This is a genomic window from Thomasclavelia saccharogumia DSM 17460 (assembly GCF_000686665.1).
GTDB lineage: Bacteria > Bacillota_I > Bacilli_A > Erysipelotrichales > Coprobacillaceae > Thomasclavelia > Thomasclavelia saccharogumia.
In genome coordinates this window covers 1-13239 of record NZ_JMLH01000076.1, presented here as the reverse complement: position 1 = coordinate 13239, position 13239 = coordinate 1, and the positions used below count along the sequence as shown (strand labels likewise).

At 26.0% G+C, this 13239-nt stretch carries 11 protein-coding genes; all 11 read right to left on the bottom strand.

Features of this window, described 5'->3' with window-relative positions; genetic code table 11:
- Nucleotides 1-363: 363 nt before the first annotated feature.
- The gene (locus tag BR82_RS0112810; protein ID WP_024722415.1) at nt 364-1266 is read right to left on the bottom strand and encodes a helix-turn-helix transcriptional regulator; all 903 of its coding nucleotides are present in this window, start codon (nt 1264-1266) and stop codon (nt 364-366) included.
- The gene (locus tag BR82_RS0112805; RefSeq protein ID WP_027090508.1) at nt 1266-2042 is read right to left on the bottom strand and encodes an HAD-IIB family hydrolase; all 777 of its coding nucleotides are present in this window, start codon (nt 2040-2042) and stop codon (nt 1266-1268) included. Before BR82_RS0112805 ends, BR82_RS0112810 begins: the two co-directional genes overlap by 1 nt.
- 112 nt (nt 2043-2154) lie before the next feature.
- On the bottom strand, nt 2155-2985 hold the full coding sequence (locus BR82_RS0112800) for an HAD family hydrolase (protein ID WP_027090507.1): 831 nt from the start codon (nt 2983-2985) through the stop codon (nt 2155-2157).
- A 67-nt stretch (nt 2986-3052) separates the two neighbouring features.
- Nucleotides 3053-3955 (bottom strand): TIR domain-containing protein, encoded by a 903-nt coding sequence (locus BR82_RS16460; protein WP_051592839.1) that lies wholly within the window; start codon nt 3953-3955, stop codon nt 3053-3055.
- A 388-nt stretch (nt 3956-4343) separates the two neighbouring features.
- Nucleotides 4344-4631 carry a hypothetical protein gene (locus BR82_RS15875; protein ID WP_240474563.1) on the bottom strand — a complete coding sequence of 96 codons (288 nt, stop codon included), beginning with the start codon at nt 4629-4631 and terminating at the stop codon, nt 4344-4346.
- Between the two features lie 84 nt (nt 4632-4715).
- On the bottom strand, nt 4716-7451 hold the full coding sequence (locus BR82_RS0112785; RefSeq protein WP_027090506.1) for an amidohydrolase family protein: 2736 nt from the start codon (nt 7449-7451) through the stop codon (nt 4716-4718).
- On the bottom strand, nt 7444-10254 hold the full coding sequence (locus BR82_RS0112780; protein WP_027090505.1) for a hypothetical protein: 2811 nt from the start codon (nt 10252-10254) through the stop codon (nt 7444-7446). Before BR82_RS0112780 ends, BR82_RS0112785 begins: the two co-directional genes overlap by 8 nt.
- A gap of 11 nt (nt 10255-10265) precedes the next feature.
- A complete protein-coding gene (locus tag BR82_RS0112775; protein WP_027090504.1) occupies nt 10266-11108 on the bottom strand; it encodes a hypothetical protein in 843 nt (280 codons plus the stop codon).
- Between the two features lie 200 nt (nt 11109-11308).
- Nucleotides 11309-11482 carry a hypothetical protein gene (locus tag BR82_RS17155; RefSeq protein ID WP_154659621.1) on the bottom strand — a complete coding sequence of 58 codons (174 nt, stop codon included), beginning with the start codon at nt 11480-11482 and terminating at the stop codon, nt 11309-11311.
- A 1-nt stretch (nt 11483) separates the two neighbouring features.
- The gene (locus BR82_RS0112765; protein WP_027090503.1) at nt 11484-11933 is read right to left on the bottom strand and encodes a hypothetical protein; all 450 of its coding nucleotides are present in this window, start codon (nt 11931-11933) and stop codon (nt 11484-11486) included.
- A gap of 39 nt (nt 11934-11972) precedes the next feature.
- Nucleotides 11973-13157, bottom strand: coding sequence for a non-hydrolyzing UDP-N-acetylglucosamine 2-epimerase (gene wecB, locus BR82_RS0112760; RefSeq protein ID WP_027090502.1), 1185 nt, complete (start codon nt 13155-13157; stop codon nt 11973-11975).
- Nucleotides 13158-13239 lie beyond the last annotated feature (82 nt).

The window sequence follows — 13239 nt, the reverse complement described above, 5'->3', positions numbered from 1 at the left end:
AAACTCAATCTTGTCCAATAACTCATCATAAATTATGACTCAACAGAATATTGCTTTCTTTTGGGGAGGGGGCCACCATGCCTATTTTACCATTAAATGCTCACAAGAATAACAGTAATTACTAAAATAATATAAATTTTTATATCAAAAAAGTAATCTGTGCAAAAAAAAGCCATCATAAGAATTACATACGTTTTAGTACAATGAAACTTAATTCAAATTTTTTTACTGGATTACATTTTTATCCAATGTTGGATAATTTAGAATCCTTTTTTTTATTTGGTTATAAAATTTGTTTAAGTTTATAATTTATTATAACAAAATAAACCTGACATCATTTGTCAGGTTTATTAAACAATTATATTATCGGTATTTCTTCATGATCGATTCTACTTCTTTTAATAACTTTTCCTTTATTTCAACTGGCTCGATTATTTCAATTTGACTGCCAAACGAAAGAATAAAGCTTAATAACCAAAAATTATTAGCTACAGTTGTTTCCACAATATAATTACCTAAATCATCTAATGTAATCAAAGAATTACTAAATTCATCATATACAACACTTCCTAAACTTTTATCAAATTTTAATTTAACTTTGATTACTGGTGAATCATCATCATAATTGATAATCTTAGGAGGATCATTACTAATATCATTAATTTCTTTATCCGTTAAAATTAAATCATTGATTCGGCTTAATCTAAATATCCGATAATCTTCTTTATTCAAACAATATCCCTGAAAATACCAGGTATTGCTTTTAAAAAACAACTTATTAGGTAAAACTTGCCGCTTTGACTTTTTCCCATAAGAATCGATATATTTAAATTCTACCACCTGATTACTAAAAATAGCTTCTTTTAACAAATTAAATTTATCATTGAGTTTGTTATCCTGATGCCAGGTATTAAAATCAACTTCGATCCAATCCCGCCGCTGAGTATCAAATAAAGATGATAGTTTAGAAATTAAAATATTTTGCTTATTTCCTTGTAAATTTTCGATTGTTTGAATTGCTGCTAAGATCTGTTCCTGCTCTTGAAAATCAAAAAAATTCTTTTCAATAACAAACTTTTCATCAAGGGCTATCCCACCATTACTCCCAGGAAATGTATTGATCGGAAAACCTGCCGCCAGCAAACGATCTAGATCACGATAGATGGTACGAATGGATACTTCAAAATGCTCAGCTAATTCTTTAGCTGTTGTCTGTTTATGTTCAATTAAATAATAAACTGTCTCAAATAAACGGCTGACTGACATTAATCGATCCACCCAAAGTGTTTACAGGCATTATAAATACCATCTTTATCACAATCATCAGTAACATAACTGGCTTTTTGCTTTAAGGCATCAATTGCATTACCCATAGCAATACTTGTCCATTCATCTTTAAACATGCTTAAATCGTTTTTCTCATCGCCAAAAACAACAACATCGTGATAATCACCTTTAAAATGATCGACCATCATTTTAATTCCTACTGATTTATCACCAGGTTCAACAAAGAGATATTCTTTATGAAAACGACACCATGGTAATTGTTTTAAAGTTTCTAAATTTTCTTCCTCGGGACTATAACAAGCTATGTATACTTTATATATTTCTTTAAAATCTAAGGGATTTAAGTTTTCCTGTACAACCGTATCCATATATATATCGTGAGTAAAATCATAAAAACGATTATCCGGAGCCAATCTTCTTTTCGTATTATCGGGAGAAATAGCCCATATATAATTTTTTTCAATACATTCATCTATTAGTGCTAAACATTTATCATAATCTAACGGTTTGATTTTAATTAATTGATTATTGATCGTAATACCATTACCACCATCACTGACCATATTTTCAAATCCTAACTGTCGCATATGTTCTACTGCCATCGCATAACTACGACCCGTTGCAATAGCAACAAAATGTCCTGCTTCTTTAAGCTTAGATATAGCTAATTTTGTAGACTCCGGTACATATTGTTTACCCGGCGTACCTACTGCTAATGTTCCATCAATATCAAAAAAGAAAAATTTACGTTTCATCATCCTACCTCCGCTCTTATCTTATCATAATCTTTTTACCAATTAATTAATTTACAAAATAAGAAAAGGATAAACCTAATTAGATTTATCCTTGATATATATCCTCTTATTCTTATATTAATCCAAAATGAACAAACGCTTTATATAGTCCATCTTTATCAACATCATCAGTAATATAATCAGCCATAGCTTTAATTTCATCTCCACCATTATTCATAGCTACACCAATATGACAATATTCCAACATTGGAATATCGATCTTAGCATCACCAAATGCAAAAGTATCTTTTATACTAGCTCCCAAATAATTTAATAATACATTAATAGCATGAGCTTTTGTAATATTTTTTACCCCCAAATCACCAAATAATGCTATTTCACCAGCCCCACCCCAAGTACCGACTTTTAAATCAGGAAACTCTTTTATTGCATCAAGATAATCTTGGTAATCATTCAAAATAAAACTAACTTTATTTAAATCTTCTCGATATAATTCACCATCAAATATCATCTCTGGAAAAATATCACTAACAGTTAAAATAATATCATTTTTCCCTTTACGTCTATTATATTCTTGAATAACCGGCAAACCAGCTTTTGCGAAATTTTTGCTTGCAAATAAACCATTATTACTTTCAAGATAAAACTCTAGTTTTCTTTCATTTAACCAGTCAACAATATGTCTACATTGTTCTTTAGTAATTAATTGATGCATAATAACTGTATTATCATCTTCTACATAACTGCCATTACCACCAATCATTCCATCTAAACCAATATCCCAAATATATGGGTATATCTCTGCTTTACTTCTTCCAGTACAAATGTATATTCTATGCCCTTTTTTGCGTGCCATTTTTATAGCTTTTTTAGCTGAAGCTGGTAAATTATTTTCGTAATCTACTAGCGTGCCATCGACATCAATAAAAATAATTTTACTCATTTTTTTCGCTCCTTATATTATTTTATTAACATTATTTAATTTTCTTTCCAAAAAAATTTACTTCATTTTAACATATATCTCTTATATTATTTGCAAATTCATCTTCAGATATTATTTTACAAATATACTTACTTAAATAACTTGACGAAATCAATAATTCTAAAGTAGTGCAAAAATTATCAAGTTCACGTTCTATTACTGCCTTAAAATCATCACTATCCCCAATATAATTAGATTCCATATGTAATTTAGCAATAGCATAAGAAGCGTTAAGACTAGTTGGGATATCAATAAAATTATCATTGTCAGATTTATATATTATATAATCACGATTCTCACCAGAAATTATAACTTGTTGTAAATCATAACGCATAATAAAATATTCTACGAACTCTTTTATATTACTAGTAATTTGATTTGGTACTATAATAAATAATTTTTTATGATTTCGATTTAAATAAGAACAAATTGGAGCAATAAAATTTGTATAATAAGTGTATGCAATGGTCGTTGAAGGCAATAATTGAATTCGTGAAATTTGCATTTCTTTTTTTACAATTTCATCAATTTGCATCACAATATCAGATATATCATTAATACTATCATACATAATACAAGTAATTCCTAATAAATCTGATGGTAATTTAATTCCTTGTTCACAAACAAAAAAAACACGATTTTTACCCAGAATACCTGTAAATAGTCCTAATTCATAAATAGTATTATCTCGTGGAACACAATACTTATTTTTCCTTATTATTGCATTATCGTCATTTGATAATATTATTATTGCAAAATCAAATAAAACAGCCCTTCTTATTAAATTATCATATGTACTAATATTAAGCTCGAAAAAATTTTTATTCCAGATCGTCACCCTATATACATTTTGGAGTTTATTTACAATTTGATTTGCTATATATAGTCCCTCTTTTGAAGATCCAATAAAAAAATTTGGTTTATTTTTCACAATATCTCCCCACTAAAATTTATTTTATCTTTTAATTTTTTAAATATTTCTATCAACTACTTAAAATAACTTGAAATATACTTTTATTGTACTAAATTACTCTACATTAGTTCAATTCTTTTTTATTTTTAAAGTGAAAAAAGAACTTGGAAACATGTCCTGAATACTTACGATGAATAAAATTATTGCTTTCTAAATATCTTTTAATATCTCTCCAACCTTTCTTGTAATTTTTAGAAGGATAGTATTTTTTAGAAGATTATTATTTAAATCAAAGTTGATAGCCTTTTTGGGTTTTAAAAAATTTTGCATTTCTAGCTTTTACACGATAATAAATTTCTAATACATCTTCTCAATATTCGATCGTATCACCTTAATAGCGATAATATCACTTATCAACAATTTTTAAAAACCATGATGTTTTAGGTAAATCCCATTGTGCAGCCATAAAAGCATTAAAATGATCAACAGTTCCTTTATAGATATCTTGTGATAATTTTTTTACACCATTACTAATAAAATAATTATCCAATATACTATAATATTTTTGAATATCATATCCCTGTTTTTTGGCTTTTTCTTCACTTAAAAATACTTCCATCATCATCTTTATCACTTCTTCAAGCATATAATCCCAAATTGGTCTACCATTACAATACGATATTTTATCCTTCATTATTATATACTTCATTAAAAGTGTTTTTTACTTCTTTTTTTATACTTCCTCATAATAAATATTTAGTAATTTCTTGTGTATGAACTATAATTGTTTTTGAATATCTTTTAATTCATTTAGAACTTGTTCTTTTGTATAACCTTTATTATAAATAAAAGAGGAATTTATCCCATTTTCACGAATTAGATCAATCCACTTTAATACCTGCTCTTTACTATAACCACTATCTAACAATAGTTGTTCAATATAGCCAAATTGATTACTCAACGTAGTTGAAAATACTCCTGGATTATCTGTATTAATTGTAGAAATAATATGATTAGAAACTTCACTATCTTTATATGTATCATTCATATTTATTATCGGATGATTAAATATCGAATTAAAATTTCCAATAAAATAATTTGAAATTGGATTTGTTTCAACTACTATTCCCCTGCTAGCAACTTTCTTTAACATATATTCTTGAGCCTCATGGTATATCATTCTTTTAATATCATCATCAATTTCAACCTGAATAATACTATTCATTCTTTTTAAATAACAGATGCAATGTCGTGAATAAAAAAGCATCCGTGAACTCCATTCATTCTCTTCTTTTGCAAAATAACATGGATAATTCTTTTGCCCAAAATTACATTCCTCATAAAATTTTTGATCAAAATCATATTCTTCAAATTGCAATTTATACGCATCATACAATTTATGGATATTAATTTCACCAGGTATATGATGCTGACTATCTTCATAAATATAATGAACAATTTTCCATATTTTTTCTTCAATATATGTTGGTGATATTTCATTAAAAAGATTTTTTTCAGACTTAATATGATATAACCATAGCCAATTATCAAGTAACTCAATAACTGGCAACGAAATAATTTTTTTGACTTTTGAGTATTGATCAGTATCTATTCCTAGAATAGTTGCATGTCCTAATCGTTCTCCATTTTGAAATCCATAAAACTCTACTACTTCATCGACATGTCTTAATCCACTAACAATACTATTAAATACTTCTCCTACATGATAAGTAATATTTAAGGGAAATGACCGATTATATTCTAATCCATAATACTCCATTTTTTCTTTCAATGTATCAATATAGCGATCTTTTACACTTCTAAAAACCGGAGCTAAAACCCATGGTTCCATATTTAATTCATTACTAGCAGCATCAATTGCTAAAAGATATTTATCAGCATTTTTATATTTGCCACGAAGATGATAAAATACAGCTAAATTTAAAAAACATTCTTCTCGATATAATTTATACCGTAATAATTTTTCATCTTTTGTTAAGACATAGTCATACCAGCATTTTTTATTATCTGCTTTTAAATCGTCTAGATTACTATTAGAATAATCTATTTTTTTATTGAAATGCATTATTAGCCCTGCGTGTACCATTGTCGATGAATTTTTTAAAAAATTTATATAAGTATCTATAAATTTTTTAAATGTTTTTTCCATATTATTGATGACTTTATCAATAGCTACTACTTCATTTTCCTGATTAGGTTGAACATGACCAATACGAATTTCTAAATATTTAACTTTATCATACGCATAAGTTTGAAAAATTGGTGTAAACATTACTGAATTACTATCAATCATTGAATGTTGACTATTAAAATACATTTGAAATTCAAAAAATCCTTTAATATCCGATGATTGATTTATTATTGAATGTAAAACATTTTTATATCTAATATACTGTAAAAATATTTTAGCAAACATCTCATCTTTAGAATTATATTTATATCTTTCATAACATAAATATAAAAATAAAAATTCTATACAATTATAATCTTTGCTATAATTAGAGTTTTGTTTTTCTTCTAATGCCTTTAAATCTTCAAGAGATAGTCCATTACGCAAGCATAACATAAAATAGCCAGGATTGTTATTTATTATTTTATTAAGAACTTTAAAATGTAAAACAAAATTATTTTCTTCGCTAAATCTACTCTCTATAAAACATTTGACTGCTGTTTTAAGATAATTTCTTTCTTCATTATCTAATTTTTTAATACTATATATGGTTTTTAAATATCGATCAAAAGAAGTATTTATTTCACCTTTTAAACTAGCAATAAATTCTATCATCAGTATTCTAATAATAGATGTATATAATAGCATTACTCCTAAATTGGCATTTATCTGCAAATAATTTTTATGGAATTTTATTCCCTTGTTTTGATCAATTTTATTAATCAAATCTTTAACAACAAGACAATTTTCATCATTTAATTTATCCATTAACCAAGACCATTGTACTTCATATGGTGTACTACCAAAAAGATGAGTATGAGTTTCAGCAATCCCCTTATTTAATATTGTTTCTAATTGAAAATTAACAACTGAGATCGGTTTTATTAGATCATTTCTCAAAATATATTCTAGTCTATAATTATTTTCATAATTATAAATCACTATTAATAAATTATCTGATATAAGCCTATTGATTTCAATGAAAGGAATAATTTTATTATGAAAAGGTGATAAAATATCATTTAATTTCTCATTTTTATGAAAAATATCAACCATAATATGATTATGATGATATGTTAATAATGAATCAGACAAATCAACCAATATTTTAATTAAATCATCTACTTTATATTCATCCTTATAATAATAATATTGAATAATATTTTTTATTTCATCAATATCATTAAACTGTCCATGATATTTTATTGATAATAAAATATTTTCTTCCAATTCTTTACGATTAAAGTTTGTTTTATTAAAAAAATTAAAATCTAGAAAAGGTAGTAATAGAATCAACATTCGTAAATAAGTTTCATTATTCATTACTAGTCAATTCCTTTTTTAAATTTAGAAAGAATTTTGCATCAACTGTATCATAAGAAACCACATATTCTATTATAAAAATCAATAAATAATATATCCTAATATTTCTATCAATTATCTTTTTTTGTTCTTTTAATTTATAATTGATGATTGCTTTATTTCCATCTTTTATTACCTTTAAATAAGAATTTAATTTTATTTCAAATTCACGTTTAAATTTCATTAATATTCGATAATACTCATTAACTTCATCATCCATTTCATCTGAATCACTACACTTATCTGTAAATCCCCATAAAAAAAGAGTTTTTAATTTCTCATTATCAACTTCATCCTTTATTAATGCCACTTTTTCACTACTCCCTAATAAAAGCTCACATCTATTACAACTATAGTCTATTTCTTTCTTTAATAACATTATTAGAGCAGAAAAAAAATCGTCATTATCTTTTAACTCATATATAGATTTTTTAATATTAATTATATCATCAAAATCTATTAAATAATCATTTAAATATTTATTTTCAATATTTGACATCATCGAATCAATAGAAGGATACATATTTTTAATATAAATAATTTTGTCATTAAACCAGTTACTATCCTGGTGAAGATCAAAAACTTTTTTTAAACACCGAATAATTACTTTTTCAAAATCTTCCCTTTTTTTCTTATTTCCATTTAAATCAATTGATTCTTGATATGTACTTTTTTCATATAAATCATAAAAATTGTTAACTTTTACATAATCTATTAGGTCATCTCTGTTTTCACGATTTAACAGATTAATCTTGGTATCTTTTAAAAAATATGTTTTCTTTTCACTAGCAGTGACTAATAATATCACCGCATAATATAATTGAACGAAGTATTTTTTTATAGTTATTCTAGATACATTTCCCATATTATTAAAATCTGGATATACTATTTTATTAAGAGTTTCGATTCCCATTCTTGAAATAATTCGATAATATATACATAATGTTCTTCGTAAATCTAATGTAGTTGGTAATAATTGGATGTTTGGGTTTTGTGAATTAATCAATACTTTACATAAAATATTTTTAAGTTTATAAGCAATACGTTTATATCTAAGATAATAATTATCACGATGAATGTAATAAAAAATCTCATTAATAAAAAATGCAAGCACAATCAAAGAATTAATCTCGCCATGTTTATCATTCAGGATAGTCTTCTTTTCTTCATTAAGAATATTTTTAACTAGTATTTCTAATTCTTCACAGTCAATTCTTAAATTACGCACAGCATCTTCGATATTATTCGAATTTTCAATTTTATCATATTTAATTGATAAAAACTTATTTATATCTCTACGATGTTTTAAATATGTAAATTTTGACTCAATAATAATATTAATAAATTCACTAAATCTATCCGTATTCCAATATTCACTAATCGTTTGTTTTTTATAACTATTTTGATTTTCACAAACACTAATTGCCTCACTATAAAGATAATTATAAACATTTACAAAACTTCTAACATTCTTACCAAAAACTGATAAATATGCATATACATAGTTAGTTTTTACTTCATTGTTGCAAAAATAATAATCATTGATATTAGTAATATTATTAGACAAACTGAAATCTTTGTCATTAATATTAGGAATAATAAAAGATTTTAAATAACCACCCACTTGATTTTTTTCATCGTTTATAAATCCCAATCCAAAAACATAACTAATTAATTGTAAAATATTAAATTGTTCTAATTTTTCAGGATTAGTGGTTGTTTTATAACAATAACTCATATTAAACAAAATTTCATTTGTATAATTTACAATTCTATATCGATATGAAGAAGGTAATGCTTTTTTTAAAAAGAATTCACTTCTACTTTGAGCAGAAGCCAATTCCTTTTGATAGTCTTTTTCCAAATATATGCTAGTATCTAATAAATATTTAGTTACACTTTTTTCAAAAATTTCATAATCACCACTTACACAAACCACTATATTAGGATGACACAAAAATGTTAATATATTAATTAATATTTCTGGACAATATTTTGAAGATGTATCAACATCGTCAAAGAAAAAATATATCAATGGTTCAGCTTCAATTTCCCTATAATTTAAACGACGATTCTCTTCCCTTTTAAAATCAATTAGTTCTGTAATAAAATCCCGAAATTTTTGACTAAATTGATAATCATTAGTAAGCAATATCTTAAATTTATCACTATATTCATTTAATGAATTACTTTTAGAATAAATTAGACCACTATATTCTTTTTTTACAGAGGTATACAATTTATAAATATCATTTAATTTAGTATCAAGATTGGATGTCATATGTTGCATACCTTGTAAATGAATACAATCCTGATAATATTTATCATCATTTTGATTACTTTTTGAATAAGAATTTAGATATTCACCAATGCATGTCATGACCCACCCTAAAAAATCCGAACTTTCACTAATTTCATCAGGATCTATTATTCTAGTAATAATATCGCATCTATTATTGCTTTTTTCAGTATCTTTAAAGTATCTGCCGTTTTTTATTTCTTCTATAAAAGTCATCATTGTCGAAGTTTTACCATCACCTCTTTGACCAATAATAGATAAAGTATTATTAAATCTTTCTGGTGCTAAATTATTCAATTCATTAGAACGTTTATCTGACTTTAATTTTTTATTATAATTAAAAGCTACACTCCTAAATTGACAAATATTATTGCCGATATTATCTATTCCTGGTATCAACTGTGAAACAGATTTTGCATCAATAAATCTGGCACCGTGATGAACATTTTTATTTTGTATCTTCATTTTCCCCTCTCCTAACTGTTTTTATTTTTCATTAAATCTATAAAATATGCTGCTGTTAAAATATTTATTTTATTTTCAAATGATTTATAACGTAAATACAGCACAATAAATGATACAAAAGTTAAAATTATTAAAATCATGTATAAATAATCATATTTGATATTGTTATTTAAAATAAAATGATATGATGTGATTATTGTTAAAAAAAGAAAAGCCCCTGATAAATTTTTAGAAAATGACTTTGATGAATTATAATTATGTAATCTATTATATTTAGAATCTGTTTGAATTAGCATAAAACAGCTCGTTGACATCTTCTTTATAGTTTTTTCTATTTCTTCTTCACCAGCATTTCCTAATTCAAAAAATTCATCAAAATCATCGTAAAATTCAACTAAATATTTATAACAATTTTTTATTAAAAATCTTTTTTCACTTAATTTATTATTTTCTCTTTTCTCAAAACTATGATAGTTGATCAATGATATAATAAATATGAATAAGCTATATAGTAATGCACATTTAATAAATCTCTTAATCCCCATAAAATTATAAAATAAGCATAATAATCCAACTAAACTAATAATGCAGTTAAAAAGATGAATACTATAGCTCCAATGTTCTTTCTCAAAAAATAGTTTAAAAATATATTTTGTCAATTGTGATAATGTCCATCCCATGCAATAACTTACAATACAAAATAATCCAAAGATAAACCATGCATTATTTATATATTCATAAAGATAACTAAATTCATTTGGAATGATAGATATTATACTTAAGACAACGATTGATCCTGGTAATGTTGTCGAAATTATATCATATAAAGTTATTTTATTAATGAAGCCATCCATATAAACAAGCCCCTCCTGTTAAAACGCTTACATTTATCTAATAAAAAAGACCTAGTTAATTTTTACTAGGTTAACAAATCTCAAATAAACATTTTTAGTATTTCAATAATAGCTGTAGATGTTAAATCACTTAATACATTAATACTATAATTATGTATATGTTTTTTTAATAAATTTTTAAAAGATGAAACAGATTTATTTTAAATTGCTTCTTTTAATTTAGGATTTTTTTCAATACCTATTATCTTGGAATATTCTTGATCAAGAATATTCCAATTAATATTTTCAGTAATATTTATTTCTTGTTGAAAAATATTATTATTACCATATTGTATATTACTATTTTCCAACTTCCCCTTAAATTTAAATCCCATGTTATTTCATCACCGTATTATTGTCACCATATTGTATATTACTATTCTTCATATCAATAAAAACACTAGAATTCTTATCATTAAAGCAATTCTCCATAACAGCAACAATTTTAATTAAAAAGTTTTTATCATCAGCATTAAAATACATATTTGCACCTGAATTTAATTCTATTTTCAAATAAAATCCTAAAGAATTATTATTAGATATAATTCTAAAAATCATAAATAATGCTGCTCCAGCAATTATTAGACCTACTGGTGGCATAAACGCAAAACAAACCAAACCTACTAAAATACCTAAATATAGTTCATTTGGTATTTTCTGTTTCTCCATTGGAGAAACAGAAACACTCGATATATTAGATAACTGAATAACATGATCATTAAATTTTAAAATATTATCTCTTATTTCTAAATTACTATCCTTATATACATTATTTTCTTTATCCATATTTTCTCCCACTTTCATTTTAATATCTTTTATTTAACATTAATCTTTCCGCCATACCATCTTGTTTACTACACCTGTATATGACTGAATTAGTTTTACTACTTTAGTACTTACATTCTCTTCGATATAATCTGGTACCGGTATTCCATAGTCTCCTTCTAAGTTCATTTGTACTGCCGTCTCTACGGCCTGTAATAATGATCTTTCATCTATCCCTGCTAAAACAAAACATCCTTTATCTAAAGCCTCCGGTCTTTCGGTACTTGTTCTGATACATACCGCTGGAAATGACCTTCCTATACTTGTAAAATATGAACTCTCTTCCGGTAATGTCCCGCTATCACTTACCACCGCATAAGCATTCATCTGTAAGTGATTGTAATCATGGAATCCTAACGGCTCATGCTGGATCACTCTGCCATCTAACTTGAAACCGCTCTTTTCTAGTCTTTTTTTGCTTCGTGGATGACATGAATATAATATCGGCATATCATATCTTTCAGCCATTTTATTGACCGCATTGAATAATGAAAGGAAGTTCTTTTCGGTATCGATATTCTCTTCTCGATGTGCACTCAATAAGATATAACCTTTAGCTTTTAATTTTAATCTGTCCAGAATATCAGATGCTTCTATCTCCTTTAGATTGTTAGTTAATACTTCGGCCATTGGTGATCCCGTCACATATACTCTTTCTTTTGGCAGACCGCATTCATGCAGATACTTTCTGGCATGTTCACTATAAGCTAGATTGACATCGGAAATGATATCAACGATCCGTCTGTTCGTTTCTTCCGGTAAACATTCATCTTTACATCTGTTCCCTGCTTCCATATGAAAGATCGGGATATGCAGTCTTTTGGCACTGATGGCACTTAAACAGCTGTTAGTATCTCCTAAGATCAGTAAAGCATCAGGTTTGATCTGATTCATCAGTTTATATGAACAGTTGATGATATTGCCAACTGTAGCTCCCAGATCATCACCGACAGCATTCATATATACTTCAGGATCAGCTAATTTCAAATCATGAAAAAATACGCCATTTAAATTATAATCATAGTTTTGTCCGGTATGTGCTAAAATACAGTCAAAGTATTTGCGACATTTACTGATCACTGCTGCCAGTCTGATGATCTCAGGTCTTGTTCCGACAATGATCAGTAATTTTAATTTACCGTTTTCTTTCCATCTTACATTTGTATAATCTGTCATTATTTCCATTTTCTACCTCTATTTTTCCATTAATAAAAGATAAGCTATGCCAGCTCATCTTTTATTAATCCTGATTCTTTTTTTATTCGGG